The 24,669-nt window shown below is 67.6% G+C and carries 23 protein-coding genes; 11 read left to right on the top strand and 12 right to left on the bottom strand.

Annotation, left to right across the window (positions count from 1 at the left end; translation table 11 throughout):
* Positions 1–51: 51 nt before the first annotated feature.
* Positions 52–1,431, bottom strand: coding sequence for a peptidoglycan-binding domain-containing protein (locus EV655_RS07180; RefSeq protein WP_243645019.1), 1,380 nt, complete (start codon positions 1,429–1,431; stop codon positions 52–54).
* Between the two features lie 119 nt (positions 1,432–1,550).
* Here EV655_RS07180 and lipB point away from each other — a divergent pair, with 119 nt between their 5' ends.
* Positions 1,551–2,201 (top strand): lipoyl(octanoyl) transferase LipB, encoded by a 651-nt coding sequence (gene lipB / locus EV655_RS07175; RefSeq protein ID WP_132543309.1) that lies wholly within the window; start codon positions 1,551–1,553, stop codon positions 2,199–2,201.
* 21 nt (positions 2,202–2,222) lie between these two features.
* On the opposite strand, the gene EV655_RS07170 is transcribed toward lipB, so the two are convergent.
* Together EV655_RS07170 and EV655_RS07165 are read right to left on the bottom strand one after the other, a co-directional pair.
* Positions 2,223–2,558: a hypothetical protein gene (locus EV655_RS07170; protein WP_132543308.1), complete on the bottom strand. Its 336-nt coding sequence runs from the start codon at positions 2,556–2,558 to the stop codon at positions 2,223–2,225.
* A gap of 215 nt (positions 2,559–2,773) precedes the next feature.
* The gene (locus EV655_RS07165; RefSeq protein WP_132543307.1) at positions 2,774–3,232 is read right to left on the bottom strand and encodes a GatB/YqeY domain-containing protein; all 459 of its coding nucleotides are present in this window, start codon (positions 3,230–3,232) and stop codon (positions 2,774–2,776) included.
* A gap of 184 nt (positions 3,233–3,416) precedes the next feature.
* Between EV655_RS07165 and carA the strand changes: the two genes are divergently transcribed.
* Entirely contained in the window at positions 3,417–4,568 is a 1,152-nt protein-coding gene (gene carA, locus EV655_RS07160) for a glutamine-hydrolyzing carbamoyl-phosphate synthase small subunit (RefSeq protein ID WP_132543305.1), read from the top strand.
* A gap of 384 nt (positions 4,569–4,952) precedes the next feature.
* On the opposite strand, the gene EV655_RS07155 is transcribed toward carA, so the two are convergent.
* Entirely contained in the window at positions 4,953–6,167 is a 1,215-nt protein-coding gene (locus EV655_RS07155) for an META domain-containing protein (protein WP_132543303.1), read from the bottom strand.
* A 65-nt stretch (positions 6,168–6,232) separates the two neighbouring features.
* A complete protein-coding gene (locus tag EV655_RS07150) occupies positions 6,233–6,709 on the bottom strand; it encodes an Lrp/AsnC family transcriptional regulator (RefSeq protein ID WP_132543301.1) in 477 nt (158 codons plus the stop codon).
* A 104-nt stretch (positions 6,710–6,813) separates the two neighbouring features.
* Between EV655_RS07150 and putA the strand changes: the two genes are divergently transcribed.
* Both putA and EV655_RS07140 read left to right on the top strand, forming a co-directional pair.
* The gene (gene putA, locus EV655_RS07145; protein ID WP_132543299.1) at positions 6,814–10,275 is read left to right on the top strand and encodes a bifunctional proline dehydrogenase/L-glutamate gamma-semialdehyde dehydrogenase PutA; all 3,462 of its coding nucleotides are present in this window, start codon (positions 6,814–6,816) and stop codon (positions 10,273–10,275) included.
* Between the two features lie 31 nt (positions 10,276–10,306).
* Positions 10,307–11,047 carry a rhomboid family intramembrane serine protease gene (locus EV655_RS07140; protein WP_132543297.1) on the top strand — a complete coding sequence of 247 codons (741 nt, stop codon included), beginning with the start codon at positions 10,307–10,309 and terminating at the stop codon, positions 11,045–11,047.
* A gap of 26 nt (positions 11,048–11,073) precedes the next feature.
* Here EV655_RS07140 and EV655_RS07135 read toward each other — a convergent pair whose 3' ends face one another.
* The 3 genes from EV655_RS07135 to EV655_RS07125 all read right to left on the bottom strand — a co-directional run bounded on the left by EV655_RS07135 (position 11,074) and on the right by EV655_RS07125 (position 14,532).
* The gene (locus tag EV655_RS07135) at positions 11,074–11,310 is read right to left on the bottom strand and encodes a hypothetical protein (protein ID WP_243645018.1); all 237 of its coding nucleotides are present in this window, start codon (positions 11,308–11,310) and stop codon (positions 11,074–11,076) included.
* A 78-nt stretch (positions 11,311–11,388) separates the two neighbouring features.
* Positions 11,389–12,177 carry an inositol monophosphatase family protein gene (locus tag EV655_RS07130; protein ID WP_132543296.1) on the bottom strand — a complete coding sequence of 263 codons (789 nt, stop codon included), beginning with the start codon at positions 12,175–12,177 and terminating at the stop codon, positions 11,389–11,391.
* A gap of 66 nt (positions 12,178–12,243) precedes the next feature.
* On the bottom strand, positions 12,244–14,532 hold the full coding sequence (locus EV655_RS07125) for a xanthine dehydrogenase family protein molybdopterin-binding subunit (RefSeq protein ID WP_132543294.1): 2,289 nt from the start codon (positions 14,530–14,532) through the stop codon (positions 12,244–12,246).
* Positions 14,533–14,663: 131 nt separating this feature from the next.
* On the opposite strand from EV655_RS07125, the gene EV655_RS07120 reads away from it, so the two are divergent.
* From EV655_RS07120 to EV655_RS07095, 6 genes are all read left to right on the top strand, one after another.
* Positions 14,664–17,684, top strand: coding sequence for a valine--tRNA ligase (locus EV655_RS07120; protein WP_132543292.1), 3,021 nt, complete (start codon positions 14,664–14,666; stop codon positions 17,682–17,684).
* Positions 17,685–17,916: 232 nt separating this feature from the next.
* Positions 17,917–19,863 (top strand): threonine--tRNA ligase, encoded by a 1,947-nt coding sequence (gene thrS / locus EV655_RS07115; RefSeq protein WP_132543290.1) that lies wholly within the window; start codon positions 17,917–17,919, stop codon positions 19,861–19,863.
* Between the two features lie 204 nt (positions 19,864–20,067).
* Entirely contained in the window at positions 20,068–20,358 is a 291-nt protein-coding gene (locus EV655_RS07110; RefSeq protein WP_132543288.1) for a BufA1 family periplasmic bufferin-type metallophore, read from the top strand.
* A gap of 61 nt (positions 20,359–20,419) precedes the next feature.
* On the top strand, positions 20,420–21,271 hold the full coding sequence (bufB, locus tag EV655_RS07105; protein ID WP_132543286.1) for an MNIO family bufferin maturase: 852 nt from the start codon (positions 20,420–20,422) through the stop codon (positions 21,269–21,271).
* Positions 21,268–22,023 (top strand): HvfC/BufC N-terminal domain-containing protein, encoded by a 756-nt coding sequence (locus tag EV655_RS07100; protein ID WP_243645017.1) that lies wholly within the window; start codon positions 21,268–21,270, stop codon positions 22,021–22,023. The genes bufB and EV655_RS07100 overlap by 4 nt, the downstream gene beginning before the upstream one ends.
* Before the next feature lie 128 nt (positions 22,024–22,151).
* Entirely contained in the window at positions 22,152–22,589 is a 438-nt protein-coding gene (locus EV655_RS07095) for a DoxX family protein (protein ID WP_341540297.1), read from the top strand.
* On the opposite strand, the gene EV655_RS07090 is transcribed toward EV655_RS07095, so the two are convergent.
* On the bottom strand, positions 22,571–22,927 hold the full coding sequence (locus EV655_RS07090) for a hypothetical protein (RefSeq protein WP_132543282.1): 357 nt from the start codon (positions 22,925–22,927) through the stop codon (positions 22,571–22,573). The genes EV655_RS07095 and EV655_RS07090 overlap by 19 nt on opposite strands.
* 306 nt (positions 22,928–23,233) lie before the next feature.
* On the opposite strand from EV655_RS07090, the gene EV655_RS07085 reads away from it, so the two are divergent.
* Positions 23,234–23,440 (top strand): cold-shock protein, encoded by a 207-nt coding sequence (locus EV655_RS07085; RefSeq protein WP_132543280.1) that lies wholly within the window; start codon positions 23,234–23,236, stop codon positions 23,438–23,440.
* Positions 23,441–23,522: 82 nt separating this feature from the next.
* Here EV655_RS07085 and EV655_RS07080 read toward each other — a convergent pair whose 3' ends face one another.
* The 3 genes from EV655_RS07080 to EV655_RS07070 form a co-directional block, all read right to left on the bottom strand.
* Positions 23,523–23,930 carry a DUF2177 family protein gene (locus EV655_RS07080; RefSeq protein ID WP_132543278.1) on the bottom strand — a complete coding sequence of 136 codons (408 nt, stop codon included), beginning with the start codon at positions 23,928–23,930 and terminating at the stop codon, positions 23,523–23,525.
* 84 nt (positions 23,931–24,014) lie between these two features.
* The gene (locus tag EV655_RS07075; RefSeq protein WP_132543276.1) at positions 24,015–24,149 is read right to left on the bottom strand and encodes a DUF1810 family protein; all 135 of its coding nucleotides are present in this window, start codon (positions 24,147–24,149) and stop codon (positions 24,015–24,017) included.
* 83 nt (positions 24,150–24,232) lie between these two features.
* The coding region (locus EV655_RS07070; RefSeq protein ID WP_207901938.1) for a hypothetical protein at positions 24,233–24,669 on the bottom strand (437 nt) is incomplete at its 5' end.

Genomic DNA, 24,669 nt, shown 5'->3' with positions numbered 1-24,669 from the left:
CGGGCAGCGACGCGGGGGGCGGCGGCCGGCGCCGCCCCCCGCGTCCAGGGATCAGTTCGCGATCGAAAAGGTCGGCAGAGCCGCGGGTTGCGGCCGTGCGGGGTCCGCAGGCAGCGCGGCGCCGTCCGCCTTGCCGCCGACGCGATAGGCGGCCTTGCGGATCAGTTCCGACCGCTCGGGCTGGCCCGGGGCAAAGACCGAGGTGGCGCCCCGTTCGGCCGCATCAAGCGAGGCTTCGTACCAGTCCAGCGCAAGATCGGCGCGCCTGGCGGTACCGAAGCCCTGCGAGAGGTGATGGCCCATCAGCTCGGCATAGACATCCTCGCCCATCGCGACCAGCAGCAGCCCCGAGGCGATCGCCACGTCCATGTTGTCGGTCCGGTAACCGACCGACAGGCAGACCCGGGCGGTGCCCGCAAGCTGGGCGGGCGGCATCCCCGAACTCATCACGAAATCGCGCACATCGTCGAGAACCTGGTCCTTCGGCTTGAACGACAGCGACGCGATCTGATCCTTCAGCGCCGGACCAAAGCCCGCGCATTGCTCGGCGATCACGTCAGAGGTGACGCCGGTGATCCGCGCGGCCAGTTCCTCGCCCTCGGCGATCGCATAGGTCCGCGCCAGGCAGAACTGCTCTTCCAGGGCAAAGCCCGCATCGGTCATCGTGGCCGCCGTGGTAAAACCGCCATTGGTGTTGGTCAGCAGGCTGACCTTGTTGCAATGGGATGCCAGCGACTGCCCGCCGCCCTGGCCAAGGAAGTTCGGCAGCGCGGGCTTGGCCCCGGCCGCGGCGGCGCCCCCGGCTGCCCCGGCCATCGCGGTGGCCGCGACCCCGGCCGCGCTGGGCGCGACCACGGTGGTCGTCGCCGGCGCCTGCGGCATCGCCGGCTGCGGGTTGATTACCACGGTTGTCCCGGGTTGCATCGGCGCGACCGGCGCGGCCATGCCGCCGCCGGCAAGCTGTTGCTGATAGGTCTTGAGCAGGCCCCGCGTCCCCATCGGGTTCGCTGCCACCATCTGCGACGTCACCGCCCCGCCCGAGATCGCGCGGTGATAGGACGTCACCAGAAAGTCGCGCTCGTACGGGCTGAGGTTGCCGCTGGGCGCATAGCCCATGAATGCCTGGTATTGCGAGATCGCGTTGCGCGAATTGCGGCCCAGGACGCCATCCGGCGTGCCGGCCGGGAAACCGAAATAGTTCAGCGAGGTCTGTACCTCGCGGTTCTGCGCGCGCGTGGCGGCCGAGGGGCCGGAATAGGTCCGGCGCACCTGCTGCCGCTGGCGGTTCTTGGCCGCCTCGTTCATGATCGCGCCGCCGATCAGCCCGCCGATGATGCCGCCGACGACGGCGTCGCCATCGGCCGCCGCGCGGGTGGCCGGGGTGATCGCGACGCTCGCGGCCAGGCAGGCCATTGCAAAATTCTTCTTCATGATGACATGTCTCCCGAAAAGTTCTGCGGCGCCAATCCACACACGCGCGCCCGGACGCACCCGGATCACCACAGTGTCGCGGTCACCCGCGAAACCTGTCAAGGCAGGAAAGGACGACCATGGGGCCGGAATGGCGCATTTTCGAGGATTTTGCGCCCTATCCCGAGACCTGCGCCGCTATGGAGGCGCGGGCCGAGGCGATCGCGGCGGGCCGCGCGGCCGAGGCGATCTGGCTGGTCGAGCATCCCCCGCTGTACACCGCAGGCACCTCGGCGCGGGTCGAGGACCTGACCGATCCCGGCCGGTTTCCGGTGTTTCCGACGCTGCGGGGCGGGCAATACACCTATCACGGGCCGGGCCAGCGGGTGGTCTATGTCATGCTTGATGTCGGCGCGCGGGGCCGCGACGTGCGCCGCTTCGTGACCCTGCTCGAGGATTGGGTGATTGCGACGCTGGCCGAGTTCAACGTGCATGGCGAACGCCGCGCGGGCCGCGTCGGCGTCTGGGTGATGCGCCCCGACCTGCCGCCCGGCCCATCGGGCGCGCCGCGCGAGGACAAGATCGCGGCGATTGGCGTCCGGCTGCGGCGCTGGGTCAGCTTTCACGGGCTGTCGATCAATGTCGAGCCGGACCTTTCGCATTACGACGGCATCGTGCCCTGCGGCATCCGCGAGCACGGGGTCACCAGCCTGGTGGATCTGGGCCTGCCGGTGACGATGGCGGATGTGGACGTCGCGCTGAAGCGCAGCTTCGGCCGGATCTTCGGCTGAGGCCGGCGGCGGGACCGCCCGTCAGTGCCGCGTGTTGCGGTCGGTGATGTCCTTCATCGAGGCGCGCCCCTCGATCAGCAGCGAGCGGTTCTCTTCCGGGTGGGGATGCTCGTGCAGGCCCATCAGGTCCTTTTCATATTCCTCGGCCTTCAGCTTGAAGAACCGCTGGGCCAGATCCTCATACATCTCGCGCGCCAGCAGCAGACCCATCACCAGCGCCGTAAGCAGGAAGATGTAGTGCGAGTAGATGAAGAAGAACGCGATCAGGTAGCTCACGATCAGGATCAATGCCGCGCCGCGCAGGATGACCGCGGGCCAGTCCTGGGGTTTCACGCTCTTGAGGTATTTCATCAGCATCGTCACGTTCCTGTCTCGGTCCCGCCACCGGGAATAGCGCCCCGTCCGCCCCAATGAAAGCCGCCGCCTTCATCGGACCCCATTACGCGCTGTCCCTTACCATTCGATTACCCCTAGATGGGGCCCCGCACCCCGGGGGCAAGGCCGCCCGCCCGCAAAGCCCACGTCCGGACGCAGGACAGGATGCCGCAGGCGTCCCGTCCGGCTTGCGCAGGTCAGGCCAGCCGCTCCTTCACCATCGGGCCCACCGCGCCGAAATCCATGCGGCCTGCGTAATCGGCCTTGAGCACGCCCATCACCCGGCCCATGTCGCGGATCGTCTCGGCCCCGGTGGTCTGGATCGCCTCGTCGACCGCCCTGGCCACCTCGGCCTCGGTCAGCGGGCGTGGCAGGAATTCCTCGATCACGGCGATCTCGGCGCGCTCGGCCTCGGCAAGGTCCAGCCGCCCGCCCTCTTCGTAGGCCCGCGCGCTTTCCTGGCGCTGCCTGGTCATCCGGCCGAGAATCGCCAGCACCTCGGCATCACCGACCCCCTCTTCGACGCCCTCGCCGCGCAGCGCGATGTCCTTGTCCTTGATCGCGGCGTTGATCAGGCGCAGCGTGGACAGCCGCTGGGCTTCCTGGTTCTTCATCGCGGTCTTGAGGCCCGAGGAAATGCGGGTTCTGAGGTCCATTCGGGTCACCTTTTGTCGCATTTGCGTCAAGTTGGCCAAGATAGGGCCGCCCATGGGGCGAGGCAAGCCGCGCCGCCGCGTGATAACCCATTGAAATCAAGTGAATTCACATTTTGCCGCAACCCTTGATTCTTTGCCCCCCCAAGCCTAGTGTCCGCCAGATTCCGCACCCGAGGAGACCGCGATGCCCGCCGCCACCCCCCGCCCGACCGCCTGCCTGACGCTTGCAGACGGCACCGTGTTCTACGGTCAGGGCTTTGGCGCGACCGGCGAGACGGTGGCGGAACTGTGCTTCAACACCGCGATGACCGGCTATCAGGAGATCATGACCGACCCCTCCTATGCCGGGCAGGTGGTCACCTTCACCTTCCCCCATGTTGGCAATGTCGGCGTCAACGCCGAGGATGACGAGACCGCCGCGCCGGTCGCCGCGGGCATGGTGGTGAAATGGGACCCGACCGAGCCCTCGAACTGGCGCGCGACGGAACGGCTGACCGGGTGGCTGGCCCGGCGTGGCCGGATCGGGATGGGCGGCGTCGACACCCGCCGCCTGACCCGCGCAATCCGCCAGCAGGGCGCCCCGCATGTGGCGCTGGCCCATGATCCCGAAGGCCGGTTCGACATCGAAAAACTGGTGGCAAGGGCGCGCGGCTGGTCGGGACTTGTGGGCCTTGACCTGGCAAAGGACGTGACCTGCGCCCAGTCCTACCGCTGGGACGAGATGCGCTGGGCCTGGCCCGAAGGCTATGCACGGCGCGAGGGGCCGGGCCACCGGGTGGTCGCGATCGACTATGGCGCGAAACGCAACATCCTGCGCTGCCTCGCCTCGGCGGGCTGCGATGTCACCGTGCTGCCCGCCACCGCCACCGCCGAGGACGTGCTGGCGCTGAACCCAGATGGCGTGTTCCTGTCGAACGGGCCCGGCGATCCGGCGGCGACCGGCGAATATGCGGTGCCGATGATCCAGAAGGTGCTGGACAAGGGCGTGCCGCTGTTCGGCATCTGCCTCGGCCACCAGATGCTGGCCCTCGCCTTGGGCGCCAGGACGATCAAGATGAACCACGGCCATCACGGCGCGAACCACCCGGTCAAGGACCTGGAAACCGGCAAGGTCGAGATCACGTCCATGAACCACGGCTTCACCGTGGACAGCCAGACCCTGCCCAAGGGCGTGGTGGAAACCCATGTCTCGCTGTTCGACGGGTCGAACTGCGGGATCCGCATGGCCGACCGTCCCGCCTTCAGCGTGCAGTATCACCCCGAGGCAAGTCCGGGGCCGCAGGACAGCTATTACCTGTTCGAACGCTTCGCCGCGGCGATGGCCGAACGCGCCTGAGCACGCCCCCCGCAGGGGGGGTGGTGCGGACGACGGGACTCGAACCCGTACTCTCGTGCGAGAAGCAGATTTTCGTACCACTTCGGCTTTCACCGCCGCCGCCCATCCTCTTCGGGCGGCGTTCGTGGTCTGGACTGTCCCTTCGCCGTGGCCCGCAAGGGCTGTAGGCGCCGCCCGTCCAGTCTCTACACCTTCCCCCAAGGGGGCTTGGCTCGGGATTGGCTTAGGGCGCGCGCGCCCGTTAGCGTTCCCCGAATTTGAGCGGTTCTGCACCGCGCGTTTCCCCGCGGGCACTCCAATCAAAGTCTGCTGCGTCTACCGATTTCGCCACGTCCGCACGTGACCCGGCCGGACCATAGCCGCCCGCCGCGCCAAGGAAAAGCCTCAGCGCCGCGCGGTGGCCAGCACCGCGTCCCCGCCGATCAGCAGCAGCGCGCCGTCCTCGGAGACATCGAACCGGTCCACCCGGTCAAGCACCTCGAAGACCCGGCGTTCCTGCATCATCAACGCCTCGGGACAGGCCATCAGCGTCGCCCCGACCGGGCCGATGCGCAGCCCCTCGCCGGTCAGTTCGGCGCCGCCCATGAAGCGGTTGCAGCCGCCGCTCCCCGACACCCGCCCGTCGCGGCCAAAGGCGATAGTGACATTCGAGGAATCGATGATTCCGCCGCCCCCGATATCCTCGATCCGCCAGGGATGGGCGGCCAGCAGGTCCAGCGGATCGCCGCCACAGCCGGTCAGGCGTTGCCCGCCGGTTTCGACGCTGGCCGTATCGGGATAGGGCATCCCGGTCATCGTGTCGCGGCACAGGGCCGGGGCAAGCGTCAGCACCAGGTCCGCCCCCTCGGGCGCGTAGCGGCGCGCGTCGTCCACGATCCCGGGCTCGGGCAGGGGGGCCGCGATCCCGGTCGCGCCGTAATCGCCCGCATAGCGCATCTGCCCGCCCGCGATCTCCAGCGTCCAGCCGGGTTCGTTGCCGCGGGCGCGGTAGCTGCCCCCCGGCAGCGCCGCGCGACATTCCGGAAACTCCGCCCCATGCAGGCGCAGCGTGGCGGCATCACCCTTGGTCCAGACCCAGGTCTCCGGGTCACCCTCGGCCACGAATTTCGCCCCCGAGGCCGTCACTTCCGGCACCAGCTTGACATACTGCCCGCCGATGCGCAGCCGCGCGCCCTGCCCGACAAAACCCAGTTCCGCCGTCAGTTCGCCGCAACTCAGCGTGGTGGCGAACCCCATCGGCCGGAACCCCTTCAGCATCACCTCTCCCGCCTGCACCGGCCCCTCGCCCGCCTCGATAGCGACCGTATCGCTCAGCCAGCGGATCTGGCCATCCAGCCGCAGCGCCGCGCGCAAGCTGAACGCGGGACCCGCGGGCGCCTGCACCGCAAAGGGCAGCGGCACCTGCGCGCCCTCGGTCGGGAGTGCCTCGCTGACGACCACCGCGCCGCCCGCGTCGCGCAGTTCCAGCAGCATCTCTGCTTCGGGCGACAGCGCGATCCGCTCGCGGTAGATCAGGCTGCCGGTGATGGCGCGCATTTCCTGGGCCAACGCCGCCACAGGCAGCGCGACGCAGGCCAGCAGGCTCAGGACGAATCGCATATCTCTCCCCCCGGAGGTTGTCTCGCGACGGAGTCTAGCACGCGGCGGGGGATCGGGCGAAACCCTTAGCCGGGCTGGGCAAACCCCGCATCCTTCACCGCCTCCATCGCGACATAGGTCGATGTATTGGCCACATGCGGCAGGCCCGACAGCCGTTCCGCCATCACCTCGCGGTACTGCACCATGTCGGCGGTGCGCACCTTCAGCAGGTAGTCGAAGCCGCCCGCGATCATGTGACATTCCTCGATCTCGGGGATCGCGCGCACGGCGGCGTTGAACTGGCGCAGCGCCGCCTCGCGGGTGTCGGACAGCCGCACCTCGACAAAGGCGACATGGGCCAGCCCCAGCCGGATCGGGTTCAGCATGGCGCGATAGCCGGTGATGATGCCCGCCTCCTCCAGCCGCCGCATCCGCGCCTGGGTCGGCGTCTTAGACAGCCCAATCCGGCGGGCAAGCTCGGCCACGGGCAGGCGCCCCTCGGCGGACAGCACGCGCAGAATCGCGCGGTCCTGGCGGTCGAGGGCGGAAAGGTCGTCCGGCATATCTGGCCCCATCAATTCAGTCGCTTCACCTGTCTATAAGCCTGAAACTGGCCGAACAGGCGCATCATTCGACGGTATACTGGCCCCAGTTCAGGGGAAACGCCATGACCGACAGGACCACCACCCTCCGCACCGGGATCGAGGCCGCAACCTATGCGCCCGAAGGCCCGGTGCTGAAACGCCTGCTGGCCGGAACCGGGCTGGATGCCGCCGCCCGCACCCGCATTTCCGCCGCAGCCGCCGCGCTGGTCCGCGACATCCGCGCCCATGATCGCCCCGGATTGATGGAGGTGTTCCTGGCCGAATACGGCCTCTCGACCGAAGAGGGCGTCGCGCTGATGTGCCTGGCCGAGGCGCTGTTGCGCGTGCCCGATGCCGAGACGATGGACGCGCTGATCGAGGACAAGATCGCCCCCTCCGACTGGGGCCGCCACCTTGGAAAATCCGCCTCGCCGCTGGTCAATGCCTCCACCTGGGCCTTGATGCTCACCGGCCGGGTACTCGACGACCCCCAGCCCGGCCTTGCCGCCACGCTGAAAGGCGCCCTCCGGCGACTGGGCGAGCCGGTGATCCGCACCGCCGTCGCCCGCGCCATGCGCGAGATGGGCCGCCAGTTCGTCCTTGGCGAAACCATCGGGGCCGCCATGGACCGCGCCGCCGGGATGGAGGCGAAGGGCTACACCTATTCCTACGACATGCTGGGCGAGGCTGCGCGCACCGAAGACGACGCAAGCCGCTATCTGGACGCCTATGCACAGGCCATCGCCCGGATCGCCGGCGCCGCCACCGCGGACGATATCCGCGACAATCCCGGCATCTCGATCAAGCTCTCGGCGCTGCACCCCCGCTACGAGGTCGCCCAGCGCGACCGGGCGATGGCGGAACTGGCACCGCGCCTGCTGCATCTGGCGCTGATGGCGCGCGAGGCCGGGATGGGCCTGAACATCGACGCCGAAGAGGCCGACCGGCTGGCGCTGTCGCTTGACGTCATCGAGGCGGTGCTGGCCGACCCGCGCCTTGCCGGATGGCACGGGTTCGGCGTGGTGGTGCAGGCCTATGGCCCGCGCGCGGGGCTGGTGCTGGACTGGCTTCATGCGCTGGCAGACCGGCATGACCGCCGCCTGATGGTGCGGCTGGTCAAGGGAGCCTATTGGGATACCGAGATCAAGCGCGCGCAGGTGATCGGCGTGGACGGCTTCCCGGTCTTCACCCGCAAGGCCGCGACCGATGTCAGCTATATCGCCAACGCCCGCAAGATGCTGGGCATGACGGATCGGATCTATCCGCAATTCGCCACGCACAATGCCCACACCGTCGCCGCGATCCTCGACATGGGGGCGGACCGGACCGCCTTTGAATTCCAGCGCCTGCATGGCATGGGCGAGACGCTGCACGATCTGGTGATGGCCCGGCATGACGGCGCGCGCTGCCGCATCTATGCGCCGGTGGGCGCGCATCGCGACCTGCTGGCCTATCTGGTGCGGCGGCTGCTGGAAAACGGCGCGAACAGTTCCTTCGTGAACCGGATCGTGGACGAGGACGTGCCCCCCGAAACCGTCGCCGCCGACCCGCTGGCCGAGATCGAGGCGTATCTCGACGCCCCCGAACACCCCGCGATCCGGCGCGCGCCTGCGCTGTTCGCCCCCGAACGGCGCAATTCGCGCGGCTGGGATCTGGCCCACGCCCCCGATCTGGCCGCGATCGAGGCCGCCCGCGCGCCCCACCGCGCCGCCCGGTTCGAGGCAGCCCCCCTGATCGCCGGGACAGCCGCGCCCGAAACGGCGCAGGCCGTCCTGAACCCGGCCGATCCGGCGGATATCGTGGGCCATGTCCGCCCGGCCTCTACAGGCGATGTGGACACCGCGCTCGCCGCCGCCCGCCCCTGGGACGCCCCCGCCGCCGCGCGCGCGGCCATCCTGCGCCGCGCCGCCGATCTGTATGAGGACCATTTCGGCGCGATCTTCGCCATCGTCGCGCGCGAGGCGGGCAAGACCCTGCCCGATGCGGTGGGCGAATTGCGCGAGGCGGTCGATTTCCTGCGCTATTACGCGGCGCAGGCCGAAACCCTCGACACCCCCCCGCGCGGCGTCTTCGCCTGCATCTCGCCGTGGAACTTCCCTCTGGCGATCTTCACCGGCCAGGTCACGGCCGCGCTGGCCGCGGGCAATGCCGTGCTGGCCAAACCCGCCGAACAGACCCCGCTGATCGCCCACTATGCCACACGCCTGCTGCATGAGGCGGGCGTGCCGCGCGACGCGCTGCAACTGCTGCCCGGCGACGGCGCGACGGTGGGCGCGCGGCTGACCGCCGATCCCCGCGTCAACGGCGTGGCCTTCACCGGCGCGACCGAAACCGCCCGGATCATCGCGCGCGCCATGGCCGACCACATGGCCCCCGGTACGCCGCTGATCGCGGAAACCGGCGGGCTGAACGCGATGGTGGTGGACTCGACCGCCCTGCCCGAACAGGCGGTGCGTGACGTGGTCACCTCGGCGTTCCAGTCCGCCGGGCAACGTTGCTCGGCGCTGCGCTGCCTCTATGTGCAGGAGGATATCGCCGAGGGCTTCCTGAAGATGCTGACCGGCGCCATGGCCGAGTTGCGCCTTGGCGATCCCTGGGATCTGTCCACCGATATCGGCCCGCTGATCGAGGCCGCCGCGCTGCGGGACTTCACCGCCCATGTCGCGCAGGCCCGCACCGACGGCCGCCTGTTATGGCAGGCGCCTGCCCCGGCAACCGGCCATTTCCTGTCCCCCGCGCTGATCCGCGTCGACGGCATCGCGGCGCTGGAGCGCGAGATCTTCGGCCCCGTCCTGCATGTCGCGACCTTCCGGGCCGAACACCTGGACCGGGTGATCGACGCGATCAACGCGCGCGGCTATGGCCTGACCTTCGGGCTTCATTCGCGCATCGACGACCGCGTGCAGCACATCGCCGAGCGGCTGGCGGTCGGCAACGCTTACGTCAACCGCAACCAGATCGGCGCGGTGGTGGGCTGCCAACCCTTCGGCGGCGAGGGGCTTTCGGGCACCGGCCCCAAGGCGGGCGGAGCGAACTACCTGCCCCGCTTCACCGCCCGGCCCGCGCCCAAGATCGCCGGTGTGCCAGAGGGGACGGTCACCGCCGAAACCCTGGCCCGCGCACTGCGCGAGGCGGCGCCGGGGCACGGCCCGGACAGCCGCGCCCTGCCCGGCCCCACCGGCGAGTCGAACCGGCTGTCCACCCATCCCCGCCCGCCGCTGCTGTGCCTCGGGCCCGGGCGCGCCGCCGCCCAGGCGCAGACCGACGCGGTGCGCGCGCTGGGCGGCGCAGCGGTGGCGGTGACCGGGACGGTGGCACCGGACATGCTGGAAACGCTGGACGGGTTCGCAGGCGTGCTCTGGTGGGGCGACAGCGCCACCGGACGGGCCATCGCGCAGGCGCTGGCGCGGCGCGGCGGTCCGCTGGTGCCGCTGGTCACCGGCCTGCCCGATACCGCCCATGCCCGCCATGAACGGCACCTGTGCATCGACACCACCGCCTCGGGCGGGAACGCGGCGCTTCTGGCCGAGGTCGGTTCCGCTTGACCGGCGGGCGCGACCGGCTAGCCTGCGGGCGATGTTCCCGCTGCGCGATCACAACCCGTCGACCCGGACGCCCTATGTCGTCTACGCGCTGATCGCGGCCAACGTGATCGTGTTCCTGTCCTACTGGCCGCTTTTCCAGGACCCTGCGGCGCTGAATCACTTCTTCCTGCGCTGGGCGCTGATCCCCGCGGCGATCCACGAAGGGGTTCACCTGCACGGGCTGGCCACCTCGATGTTCCTGCATGGCGGGCTGATGCACCTGGGCGGCAACATGCTGTTCCTGTGGATCTTCGGCGACAACCTCGAAGAGGAACTGGGCCATCTCGGCTTTCTCGGCTTCTACCTCGCGGGCGGGCTGGCGGCGGGACTGGCGCAATACGCGATGGATCCGCTCTCGCTGGTGCCGATGGTGGGCGCGTCTGGCGCGATCGCGGCGGTGATGGGCGGCTACCTGCTGCTGTTTCCCAGGGCGCGGGTGGATATCCTGATCTTCCTGGTGGTCATCATCCGGATCCTGCCGGTGCCTGCCTGGCTGATGCTGGGGCTGTGGTTCGGGCTGCAGCTTTTCGCCGGTGCCGCGACGCCCACGGATCAGGGCGGGGTCGCCTACTGGGCGCATGCGGGCGGCTTCGTCGCGGGGCTGGCGCTGATCCTGCCGCTCTGGCTGGGGCGGGGCGGCCCGGCCTTCTGGGCGCGCACCCATGGCCACCCGCCGCATCCCGAGGCGCCCTATCGCCGCACCCCGATCCCGCGCGCCGGCCGCAGGCGCTGAGGCAGGGGCGCCGCGCGCGCCCCGGATCAGTCGTTGACCACGCCCAGGTCCACGATCTCGGCTTCCGACAGGCGCTGACCGACCCCGTCGCCCACGGCGTAGACGCCGGTGTTGACCGAGGCGAACATCCCCATGCACAGGCCCACGGCGGCCGCCGTCAGGACCACCCAGTCGACCGTCACGACGCCATCCTCACAGGACAGAAAGGCGCGCACCCGCGCCGCGAGGCCGGAATCGGCCGCCATCATTGTCATCGAACACATGCTTCGTTCCCCTCTTCTCACGGGCCTTGGTCCGTTTTGGTTAAAGAAGTAGGCGGAACAAGGGCGCCTTGCGGGCCGTCAGGTGTTCCTGATGAGTTTCGCGAAGGGATCGAACAGGGCCTCGTTGGCCACCAGAACATCGCCATGCACCAGCGGATCATGCCCCGGGCGGACGGCGCCGACCAGCCCGCCGGCCTCGCGCACCAGCAGCAGCCCGGCGGCGATATCCCAGACGTTCAACTCGCGCTCCCAATAGCCGTCGTACCGGCCCGTGGCCACATAGGCCAGGTCCAGCGCGGCCGAGCCCCAGCGGCGTACCCCCGCGCAATGCGGCATCAGCCGGGCCAGATCCTGCAACGTGGCAGGCAGCGTCTTCTTCGCGGCAAAGGGCACGCCGGTGGCAAAGATCGCCTCGATCATGCGCGCGCGCCCCGATACACGCAGCCGGCGTTCGTTCATCCAGGCGCCCGCCCCCTTCTCGGCGACGAACATCTCGTCCTTGGCCGCGTCGAAGATCACGCCCGCGACGATCTCGCCCTTGTGCTCCAGCGCGATGGACACCGCCCAGTGCGGCAGCCCGTGCAGGAAGTTCGTGGTCCCGTCCAGCGGATCGACGATCCAGCGCCGGGTCGGATCCTCGCCCGCTTCCTCGCCGGTCTCCTCGCCGATCCAGCCATAGGTCGGCCGCGCGCCGCGCAACTCGTCCTTGAGGATCTTCTCGGCGGCGGTATCCGCGCGGCTGACGAAATCGCCTGCCCCCTTCATCGAGACCTGCAGGTTCTCGACCTCGCGGAAATCCTTGACCAGACTGCGCCCGGCCTTGCGCGCGGCCTTGATCATGATGTTGAGATTGGCGCTGCCTTGCATGGGCGTCTCCTTGGGTTGGCGCCGCCATACACGGGGGCGCGCGCCATGCCAAGGGGGGCGCGGCGCTCAGCCGGCCCCGCGCAGCATCTCCCAGACACGAAGCGGCGTGAACGGCATGTCGGCGCGGCGCACGCCGCGATCCCACAGCGCGCCCTGCACCGCGTTCGCCACAGCGGCCATCGCGCCGACCGTCCCCGCCTCGCCGCAACCCTTCATGCCCAGCGGGTTCGCGGTCGAGGGCACGGGCGCGGTCGTGAAGGTAATGAACGGCATGTCGTCAGCCCGCGGCATCGCGTAGTCCATGAAACTCGCGCTCAGCAACTGGCCGTACTCGTCATAGCCCACATGTTCGCAGATCGCCTGGCCCAGCCCCTGCGCCACGCCGCCATGGACCTGACCTTCGGCCAGCCGGGGGTTCATCAGGTTGCCGAAATCGTCGGTGACGGTGTATTTGACCACCTTGGTCTTGCCGGTCTCGGGGTCGATCTCGACCTCGGCCACATGGGCGCCGTTCGGATAGGACCGGCCCGGCAGGGTATACTCCGCCCGGTGCTTCAACAGGTCCGTGCGGCCGGCAGCGCGCGCCATCTCGGCCGCTTCGACCAGCGTGGGCGTCAGGTTCGACCCTGCCGCGCGGAAGCTGTGGCCATCGAAGGCAACCCGCGCCGCCTCAACCCCCATCTGCTCGGCCAGGAAGGGCGCGAAGGCCCCGACCATCTTCTCGACGGTGGCGACGGTCGCGTTGCACTGGGTCGTGACCGAGCGCGAGCCCCCCGTGCCGCCACCCTTGGCGATGCGGTCGCTGTCGCCCTGGACGACGCGGATCCGCTCGACCGCAATCCCCGTCCGGTCGGCCAGGAACTGGGCATAGACCGTCTCGTGCCCCTGCCCGTTCGACTGGGTGCCCACGTAAAGGTTCACGCTGCCATCGGCGCAGAACTCGACCTCGGCCCCCTCGGTCGGGTCGCCCAGGATCGACTCGATGTAATAGCACAGGCCCAGCCCCCGCAGCCGCCCCGCGGCCTCGCTCTCGGCCTTGCGCGCAGCAAAGCCCGCCACGTCGGCCGCCCCGTGGACCCGCGCCAGCACCCGGCCGAAATCGCCCACGTCATACAATTCGCCCGTGGGCGTCCGGTAGGGGAAGGCATCGCGCGCGATGAAGTTCCGACGCCGCAGCTCCCACGGGTCCACCCCCAGCACCCGCGCCGCATGGTCCATCGCGCGCTCCAGCGCATAGATCGCCTCGGGCCGCCCGGCGCCGCGATAGGCATCGACCTGCGTGGTGTTGGTATAGACCCCCTTCACCTGCAACAGCGCCGCCGGGATGTCATAGGCCCCGGTCAGCACCTTGGCGAACAGCAGCGACTGGATCGGCTGGGCGAATTCGGAATTGTAGGCCCCGAGGTTCGACACACTCGTCACCCGGTAGCCGGTGATCCGGTGATCCGCGTCAAACGCCAGTTCCACCGTCGAGACCAGATCGCGGCCCGCATTGTCGCTCAGCATCGCCTCGGTCCGTTCCGACATCCAGCGCACGGGCCGGCCCAGCTCGCGTGCGGCATGGGCAATGACGTAGTATTCGGGATAGGTCATCCCCTTCATCCCGAAGCCGCCGCCCACGTCCGGGTTCGTCACCCGCACGTCGCCGGGCGCCAGGTGCAGCATCTCGGCCAGCTTGTCCTTCTGCCCCCAGACCCCCTGCCCGTTGACGCAGAGATGCAGCCGCCCGTCCGCCCATTCCGCCCAGGCGCCGCGCGGCTCCATCGAGTTGACGATCACCCGGTTGTCCGGCACCTCGACCGACACGACATGCGCCGCCGCAGCAAAGGCCGCCTCGACCGCCGCGGCATCCCCCATCGCCCAGTCATAGGCCAGGTTCCCGGCCACCTCGTCATGGACGGCCGGCCCGCCCGTCGCCAACGCCAGGTGTGGCTCCAGTTCCTCGAACTCGAACACGATCCGTTCGGCCGCGTCGCGCGCCTGGTCCAGCGTTTCGGCCACCACCATCGCCACCGCCTCGCCCACGAAGCGCACCTTGCCGCGCGCCAGCAGCGGCCGCCCCGGCTCCGCGCCCTTCGACCCGTCGCGGTTGGTCACCACGGTGGCGCGCATGTCCAGCGTCACCCCTGCCACCAGCAGATCCTCGGCGGTCAGCACCAGGTGCACCCCCGCCGCGGCCCGCGCCGCGCCCACGTCCAGCGCCGTGATCCGCGCATGCGCCACCGGGCTGCGCAGCACATGGGCGACCAGCGCGCCCCTGGGCGCGATATCGTCGACATAGCGCCCCTGCCCGGTCAGGAACCGTACATCCTCGATGCGGCGCACCGTCTGGCTCGCCCCGAATTTGGTGTCCATCGCGCGTCTCCCTGTCCTGTCCGGCCCGACGATAGCGGCCGCGCGCCCCCTGTCCACCCCCGCCGGGGCTTGGCCTTGTCCCCGCCATTCGCTAATCACGGGCCCGAAGCCCAGGATGCCGAGGACGCCCGATGCCGATGGAAAAGACCTTCAACGCCGCCGAGGCCGAGGCCCGGCTCTACGCCGCCTGGGAAAAGGCCGGCTGCTTCGCGGCGGGCGCCAACGCGTCCCGGCCCGAGACCTTCTGCATCATGATCCCGCCGCCCAACGTCACCGGCAGCCTGCACATGGGCCACGCCTTCAACAACACGTTGCAGGATATCCTTGTCCGCTGGCACCGGATGCGGGGCTTCGACACGCTCTGGCAGCCGGGGCAGGACCATGCGGGCATCGCGACCCAGATGGTCGTGGAACGGGAACTGGCGAAACAGGGCATCACCCGCCGTGACTTCGAGCGGCGCGAAGATTTCGTCGCCAAGGTCTGGGAATGGAAGCAGCAGTCGGGCGGCACCATCATCAACCAGCTCAAGCGGCTGGGGGCCTCCTGCGACTGGTCGCGCAACGCCTTCACCATGTCGGGCGCCCCCGGCGCGCCCGCGGGCGAGGAAGGCAATTTCCACGATGCCGTCATCAAGGTCTTCGTGGACATGTACAACAAGGGCTACATCTACCGCGGCAAACGGCTGGTGAACTGGGACCCGCATTTCGAAACCGCGATTTCCGATCTCGAGGTCGAGCAGGTCGAGGTCGATGGCGCGATGTGGCGCCTGCGCTACCCGCTGGAAAACGGTGAAACCTACCAGCACCCCGTCGAGTTCGACGAGGACGGCACCCCCACCGCCTACGAGACCCGCGATTACCTCGTCGTCGCCACGACCCGCCCCGAGACGATGCTGGGCGACACCGGCGTGGCCGTGCATCCCGACGATCCCCGCTACAGGCACCTGATCGGCAAGACCGTCCGCCTGCCGCTGTGCGGCCGGTCCATCCCCATCGTGGCCGACGACTATGCCGACCCGGCCAAGGGCACCGGCGCGGTCAAGATCACGCCCGCCCACGATTTCAACGACTGGGAGGTAGGCCGTCGCAATGGGATTGCGCAGACTCACGAGGAATGGATCGAAGGGGGTAAGACGGGCAAGAAGCCAATCAACGTCATGGATACACGCGCCCGCATCTGGCTTCGTGATAACCACGATTTCGCGGAGGATTGTGACCCGGACGGTGTCGCGCGATTGATCGCGGCAATCGACCCTGATGACGAAGGACGTATGCCGAGGCAAGACGCCCGCGATTGGATCATTGAAACGGCCCAAGAAGAAGGCTGGCTCGACGGCATCGACCCCGACCGCCACATGGTCCCCCACGGCGACCGGTCGAAGGTCGCCATCGAGCCCTACCTGACCGATCAATGGTTCGTGGACACCGCCAAGATCGTCGGCCCCGCGCTGGAGGCCGTCCGCGACGGGCGGACGAAGATCCTGCCCGAGCAGCACGAAAAGGTCTATTTCCACTGGCTGGAAAACATCGAGCCCTGGTGCATCAGCCGCCAGCTCTGGTGGGGGCACCAGATTCCGGTGTGGTTCGGACCGGAACTAGATGAACATGGCCAAGTCACCGATCTACTCGGCAAGCAATTCTGCGCTGCTTCCGAGAGCGAAGCGGTTCAGCTTGCAGCAGAGTATTACCGAGAAAAGACAGGTCGAACGGTCGAGGTTGGTGTTCATCACATCGAGGATACCCTCGAAGGCTTTCGCCACGAGCCTATGCCAATCGCGGGCTCTACTGCTTGGGGCGACAGTCAGCCCGAATTGAATCACGTCACTCTTTCTCGCGACCCCGACGTCCTCGACACCTGGTTCTCGTCCGGGCTCTGGCCCATCGGCACGCTGGGCTGGCCCGAGGACACGCCGGAACTGCGCAAGTATTTCCCCACCGATGTCCTGATCACCGGCTTCGACATCATCTTCTTCTGGGTCGCCCGGATGATGATGATGCAGCTGGCCGTGGTCGACCGGATCCCGTTCCACACCGTCTATGTCCACGCCCTCGTCCGCGACGAGAAGGGCAAGAAGATGTCGAAGTCGCTGGGCAACGTCCTCGACCCGCTGGAACTGATCGACGAATTCGGCGCCGACGCGGTGCGCTTCACCCTCACCGCGATGGCCGCGATGGGGCGCGATCTGAAGCTGTCGACCAGCCGCATCGCGGGCTACCGCAACTTCGGCACCAAGCTCTGGAACGCCGCCCGCTTCGCCGAGATGAACGGCGTCTTTTCCGACGAAAGTCCGATGGAAATCCGATCGAATTCCGATGCAGTTCAGACGGTGAACCGCTGGATCATCGGCGAGACCGCAAAAGTGCGCCAAGCCGTTGACGAGGCACTGGAAAACTACCGCTTCAACGACGCCGCCAACGCCCTTTACGCCTTTGTCTGGGGCAAGGTCTGCGACTGGTACGTGGAGTTCTCCAAACCCCTCCTGCTGGACGGAAGTGCCGAAGACCAAAGGGAAACCCGCGCCACGATGGCCTGGGTCCTGGACCAGTGCCTGATCCTTCTGCACCCGATCATGCCCTTCATCACCGAAGACCTCTGGGGCATGACCGGCACCCGAGAAAAAATGCTGGTCCACGCCGACTGGCCCACCTACGGGGCCGAGATGATCGACCCCGACGCCGACCGCGAGATGAACTGGGTCATTGATCTGATCGAGGAAATCCGCTCCGCCCGCGCCCAGATGGGCGTGCCCGCCGGCGCCCAGGTCCCGATGCTCGCCACCCAGATGGACCCCGCCGCCCGCACCGCGTGGGACCGTAACGAGGCGCTGATCCGCAAGCTCGCCCGCGTCGAAAGCCTGAGTGAAGTCAAGGACTTGCCCAAGGGCTGCGTGACCATCGCCATCGAGGGCGCCCACCTCGCCCTGCCGCTCGCCGGCATCGTCGACGTCGCCGCCGAAAAGTCCCGCCTGGAGAAAGGCCTTGCCAAGCTCGACAAGGAAATGGCCGGGCTGATGGGGCGGCTGAACAACCCGAAATTCATCGACAGCGCCCCCGAAGAGGTGGTCGAGGAAACCCGCGACCTTGCCGAAGCCAAGCGCGACGAAGCCGCCAAGCTGCGCGCCGCACTGGCCAGGCTGGGCGAACTGGGCTGAGGCCGGGATTATCGGAAAAGGGAAATCCTGATGCGGGAATGCCCGCCTCAGGCCCCTTTTCCGCATATCTCATGTCCGAGAAAGACAGCTCCTGAATCGTCCCTCGCCACCGTGCGCCTGCCCCGGCGCGGCGCCGCGAACCTTGACTCCGCCCTCCGTTGGGTCCAGAGACTCGGCCGACATAACCCGCAACCGGGCGTTCCGTGGGCGCCAAACCGACGAGGAGGCCGCAATGGGCCAGATCACGCTTACCTTCCCCGATGGCAACCAGCGCGCCGTCCCCGCCGGGACGACACCCGCCGAGGTCGCGGCTTCGATCTCCAACTCCCTGGCGAAAAAGGCGATCTCGGCCCAGGTGAACGGCCGCCATTTCGACCTGCAATGGCCTATCCTTGAGGACGCCTCCATCGCCATCAACACGATGCAGGACGACGCCCCCGCGCTGGAACTGATCCGCCACGACCTGGCCCACATCATGGCCCGCGCGGTGCAGGAGATCTGGCCCGACGTAAAGGTGACGATCGGCCCGGTGATCGAGAACGGCTGGTACTACGACTTCGACCGCGCCGCCCCCTTCACGCCCGAGGATCTCGGCCAGATCGAGGCCAAGATGAAGGAGATCATCAACCGCCGCGATCCCGTCACCACGGAAATCTGGGACCGCGACCGGGCGGTGAAGTATTACGAGGCCAACAACGAGCCCTACAAGGTGGAACTCGTGGGCATGATCCCCGAGGGCCAGCCGATCCGGATGTACTGGCACGGCCACTGGCAGGACCTCTGCCGCGGCCCGCACCTGCAACACACGGGGCAAGTGCCCGCCGATGCCTTCAAGCTGATGAAGGTTGCGGGCGCCTACTGGCGGGGCGACAGCACCCGGCCGATGCTGCAACGCATTTACGGCGTGGCCTTTCGCAACCGCGAGGCGCTCAAGGACTATCTGCAGTTCCTCGAAGAGGCGGAAAAGCGTGACCACCGGCGGCTGGGCCGCGAGATGGCGCTGTTTCACATGCAGGAAGAGGCGCCGGGACAGGTGTTCTGGCACCCCAACGGCTGGCGCATCTACACGACCCTGCAGGACTACATGCGCCGCCGCCAGACCGCCGCTGGCTATGTCGAGGTGAACACGCCGCAGGTGGTCGACCGCCGCCTGTGGGAAGCCTCTGGCCACTGGGAAAAGTACCAGGAACACATGTTCATCGTCGAGGTGGACGAGGAACACGCCCGCGAAAAGACGATCAATGCGCTGAAACCGATGAACTGCCCCGGCCATGTGCAGATCTTCAACCAGGGGCTCAAGTCATACCGCGATCTGCCGCTCAGGATGGCGGAATTCGGGTCGTGCAACCGCTATGAACCCTCGGGCGCGCTGCACGGCATCATGCGGGTGCGCGGGTTCACCCAGGACGACGCGCATATCTTCTGCCGCGAGGCCCAGATCGAGGAGGAGACGCGCCGCTTCATCGCGATGCTGAGCGCGATCTATGCCGATCTCGGGTTCGAGAAGTTCCGCGTGAAATTCTCGGACCGCCCCGAGATGCGCGCGGGCAGCGACGCGGTCTGGGACAAGGCCGAGGCGGCGCTGAAATCCGCGACCGAGGCGGCGGGCTATGCCTATGAACTGAACCCCGGCGAGGGTGCGTTCTACGGGCCCAAGCTGGAATTCGTGCTGACCGACGCGATCGGACGCGACTGGCAATGCGGCACCTTGCAGGTGGATTTCGTGCTGCCCGAGCGGCTGGACGCGAACTACATCGGCGAGGATGGCGCCAAGCACCGCCCCGTGATGCTGCACCGCGCGATTCTCGGCAGCTTCGAGCGGTTCATCGGCATCCTGATCGAGAACTTCGCCGGGAAACTGCCGTTCTGGCTGGCGCCGCGTCAGGTGGTGGTGGCGTCGATCGTGTCGGATGCCGACGATTTCGTGCGCGAGGTCGTGGCGGCGCTGACGGCGGCGGGCGTGCGAGCCGAGGCCGACATCCGCAACGAGAAGATCAATTACAAGGTGCGCGAGCACTCGGTCGGCAAGGTGCCGGTGATCCTTGCCATCGGCGCGCGCGAGGTAGAGCAGCGCACGGTCACGGTGCGGCGGCTGGGCGAGACGCGGACCGAGACTGTAACATTGGATCAGATCGTGTCGGAGTTGACGGACGCGGCGCGCCCGCCCGACCTGCGCTGAACCCAGGGCCCAGCCCATTGAAAAGGCGCCGAAAACCGGCGCCTTTTCGCTTTCCTGCATTTTTCATAAATATTTCAATGATCTGACGCTTGCTCACGGGCGCGTGCTGCACCGTCCTGTGAATGGATCTTGAATGATCGGCCGGGCTCATCTGGACGTGTCGCGATATGCGACACAGGGAACCATTCAAGGGAGAGTTCATTCATGTCCGACACCAAAACGGCCTTCGTGCTGGCTGGAGCCATGGCCGCCGCGTTGGCGGCGCACACCGCCACCCCGGCCCAGGCCCAGGAAAACGAGAAATGCTACGGTGTCTCGCTGGCGGGCGAGAACGATTGCGCCGCGGGCCCCGGGACGACCTGCGCCGGGACGTCGAAGGTCGACTACCAGGGCAGCGCCTGGAAACTGGTGCCCGCAGGCACCTGCGAGAGCATGGAATTGCCCGGTGATCGCATGGGCTCGCTGGAACCGCTCGACCGCGACCTGCCGGCCTGAGCCATGGCCTCCCGGCCCGGGCCACCCGCGCCCGAGCCGGGAACTTCCTGGGAGGACACCGATGCTGGATACCACGCGCTTCGCTCTGCCGCCCCGTCCCGGCGTCGGCTTCAAGACGCAGCATTTTGCGGCGATCATGGCCGATCCCGGCCCCGTGGCCTGGCTGGAAATCCACGCCGAGAACTACATGGGCGCAGGCGGGCGGCCGCTTGCCCAAGTGTGCGCGCTGGCCGAGCGTTTTCCCATATCGGTGCACGGCGTGGGGCTGTCGATCGGCGGCGAGGGGCCGCTGGATGCCGATCATCTTGCGCGTCTGAAACACCTTTTGGGCTGGCTGGACCCGGCCAGTTTTTCGGAGCATCTGGCCTGGTCGACGCATGAAGGGGCCTATCTGAACGACCTGTTGCCCCTGCCCTATACGGCGCGGACCCTTTCCCGTGTCGCGGCACATATCGACCAGGTGCAGGACACGCTTGGCCGGCGCATGCTCCTGGAGAATCCGGCAACATACCTGGACTTCGCCGAAACCGAGATGCCCGAGACCGAGTTCCTGGCCGAACTGGTGCGCCTGACGGGCTGCTTGCTGCTGCTCGACGTCAACAACGTTCACGTGGCCTGCACCAATCGCGGCGCAGACGCGGCCGCGTATCTCGACGCCTTTCCAATGGCGGCAGTGGCCGAGATCCATCTGGCGGGCCACGACACGCAGGCCGACGATCACGGGACTCCCCTGCTGATCGACAGCCACGGTGCCGAGGTCGCCGACCCGGTCTGGGCGCTGTTTCGGCACGCGCTGTCGCTGGCCGGGCCGGTGCCGACGCTGATCGAATGGGACACCGACGTGCCCGACTGGCCATTGCTTGCCGCCGAGGCCGCGCGCGCTGGGGCAGTGATGACAGGCGCGGCCGCATGATGACCCGGCAGGATGAGTTCGCCGCTGCCCTGCTGGACCCGGATCGCGCGTATCCCCCGGGCCTTTTGGGCAAGGGCGGCCCGCCGGCCGCGCGGCGCTTTGACGTCTACCGCAACAATGTCGTGGCCAGCCTGATCGAAGCGCTGGAGACCGGATTCCCAGTGGTCCGGGCGCTGGTGGGGGCGCCGTTTTTCAAGGCCATGGCCGGGGAATTCGTCCGCCGCCATCCGCCGCTCACGCCGCTGCTCATGCTCTACGGCGCCGAATTGCCGGGCTTCCTGAAAGGATTTCCGCCGGTTGACGGGTTGCCCTACCTGCCCGACATCGCCCGGCTGGAACTGGCCCTGCGCGAGAGCTATCACGCCGCCGATGCCGCCCCCATCGCGCCCGAGGCTCTGGCTGCACTGCCGCCCGAGGCGCTGGCCCGGGCACGGCTGCGCCTTGCGCCCGCGGTACGCCTGATCCGCTCGGACTGGCCGGTTCACGGCATCTGGATGGCCCATAACGGCGGCCCCAACCCGCAACCGGAGCCTGAGGAGGTGCTGGTCGCGCGGCCGGGCTTCGACCCGGTCCTGCGCCGTCTTCCGGCCGGGAGTCACGCCGTTCTCCTGGCCCTATCAAGCGGCGGTCGCCTGGGCGACGTGCTTGCCGGTGCGCCACCGAACTTTCACGAATCGAATATTTCGATCCTTTTACAGATCCTGCTCGAAACCCGGGCGATCTGCGGCATCAGCACCGAGGAATTATCATGAATTATCTGTTGCGACTTGGTGACCGGGCGGCAGACCGGCTTGAGGCAGCGTTCGGACGTACCGTTCTGACCACCCTTGCGCGTTTCACTTTTGCTGCAACGCTGCTTGTTTATTTTTGGGGCTCGGCAATGACCAAGATCGGCGACGGGCCATTGGGCCTGTTCAGCCCGGCGCTGGGCGCCTATGCCCAGATCTTCCCCCGCGCAATGGCGGCCGCCGGGTTCGATGCCAGCCAGCTTGCCCCATGGCAGCACGGGATCGTCATGGCCGGCACGTGGACCGAGCTGCTGTTGCCCGCGCTTGTCGTGGTCGGCCTTGTCACGCGGCTTGCGGCGCTGGGCATGATCGGCTTCGTGATCGTGCAGACCGCCACCGACCTTGTCGGGCATGGCGCGCTGGCCGACCCTGCCGCGCTCGGCGCCTGGTTCGACCGGAGCCCGGATGCACCGATCCTTGACCAGCGGCTGATCTGGATCGCACTGCTGTCGATCCCCGCGGTTCTTGGCGGCGGGCCCATGTCGGTCGACGGCTGGCTGAAACGCCGCGCTCAGGCAGCGTCCGGCTGACGCGCGGCCAGGGCGAGGATGCCACCCAGCCCGCACATCGCGATCGGGAACATGGTGAACACGTTGAATCCGAATCCCCAGTACATCCCCGCGCAGGACAAGAGCATCAGCGCCCCGCCCAGAACGTTCCGCGACCGCGCCATCGCGCCGCCCGCGATCGCAAGGATCGGCGCGACCAGCGACAGGATGCGCGTCTTGTCGGGGTTCTCGACCTGCCGTGCCAGATCGCCGACCTCGCCGAAGGTCTCGATGAACACGGTATAGCCATAGCCGAAAAAACCGACGACCAGGGCCAGCAGACCCGCGATCAGCCCCAGCATCAGGGCGGCGTTGCGCATGTCCGACCTCCTTGTCCGCGTCGTTTCGATCTAGGCGCCCCTTGCGCGCTTGCCAAGCCGGACCGCGTGCCCTTGCGGCGCGCGGGCGATCGTTTTGCCCTTGTTTTGTGCAGAGTAGGGGCGGTGCGAATCGCCGCAGCACTCTTGGCTTGATCTTTAACCGATTCGTCCGCCATCCTCTGGAACCGTGACGGCAGACGACCTGGACGACCGCTCCTCTGCGTGGGGCAGCCGGTAGACTGGAAGACCTGGCTGTGACCACCGGCGCCGCAATTCCGCGGGCGCGGACCGAACGGGAGAGCGACGATGCCCACCGGCACCGTGAAATGGTTCAATACTACCAAGGGCTTCGGGTTCATCGCGCCCGATGACGGCGGCAAGGACGTGTTCGTCCACATCTCGGCGGTGGAACGCGCCGGGCTGACCGGGCTGGCCGACAACCAGAAGGTGGCCTATGAAATGATCGAGGGGCGCGACGGGCGCCGGTCGGCCGGCGAGTTGCGGCTGATCTGAGGCCGTTTATCGGACTTCCATCGGACTTTTTTCGCGCGGCGGCCCGGGTTAACGGGCCGCCCGCTGCCATTTCGCCCAATCTTCAGGCAAACACCCGCGCCACCATGACCCCGGCCCAGGCCGAGACGCCGGTCAGCACCGCGCCCCAGGTGGTGTCGACCATCACCTGCACCACCGACCAGTTCCTGAGCGTGGCCCAGTTGGTGAATTCATAGGTGCCATAGGCCAGCGCGCCGAGGATCGCCCCCTGCACCAGCGCCTGGGTGGCGTCGCCCGCGATCAGCGCGGGGCGCGAGACCAGGTAGACCACCCCCGCGACATAGGCGAGGTAGAAGGCCGCCGCCGCCCCGAGGCGCGGGTCGTCGAGCAGCCAGTCGCCGATATAGCGTTCGAACAGCGGGCGCATGAATTTGGTCAGCATCACCGCATCGGCGGCGAGAAAGACCAGCGCGGTGACGAGATAGAGAACGATCAGCGTGACGATCGACATGGGGTCCCCCTTTCCGGTTTCCCCGGAATCCTAGGGCGCGGCTTGGGTTGGGCAATGTGGGGCGTGGTGGAGTTGGCACCCACCCTACGGGTGCTGGGCGGCCAGTTGCGGGAAGATGAACCACATCCAGTGGCTGCGCTTCTGGCCCGCCCGAAGCTCGGCCAGCGCCATGGGGAAGGTGGTGGATTGGGCGGTGAGGAAGCGGGTGAGGTCGGGCATGGGCGGAAGATAGCGGAAAAGGCGGGGGGGGCGGGGGGGGCGTCAGGTGGTAGTGTGGTGGGTTGGCACCCACCCTACGCTTTTTATCGTTTGGCAGACTTGAGCACCTCATCAATTGAGGCATCCGCGCGATCAAGAAAGTCACTGAAGTCTTTCAACAATGCGCCAAGTATTCTGCCGTTTGAAACAAACCTTGCTCCTCCCTCAGAAAGCGTTCCTAGATTTTCTCCTAAGCTCCATGAAGCAACTCTCAACTCCTTCATACTCGCACGCAGAATCTCCAGTGAAGTCACCGCGAAAACTAAAGCGGCTTCCTCCTCGATTTTACCTTCAGGTATGAGCAAGGCTGCGCGTTGAAAATTGGACACAGAAGACTGAAATCTCTCTTCCGTTTCAGGTATCGAATTTGCAAACCATGCATTGAATCGGCGTTGTTGCATAAAGGTGGCTTGAGGCATGACTTCCCCTTGCCCCTTCCGGTTCAGGCCACGCGGACGATCTCGGCGGTGCCGAGGGCATT

Source organism: Rhodovulum euryhalinum (genome assembly GCF_004342445.1).
Classification (GTDB): Bacteria; Pseudomonadota; Alphaproteobacteria; order Rhodobacterales; family Rhodobacteraceae; genus Rhodovulum; species Rhodovulum euryhalinum.
The sequence above is the reverse complement of the archived record's forward strand: the minus strand, read 5'-3'. Positions and strand labels throughout refer to the sequence as shown.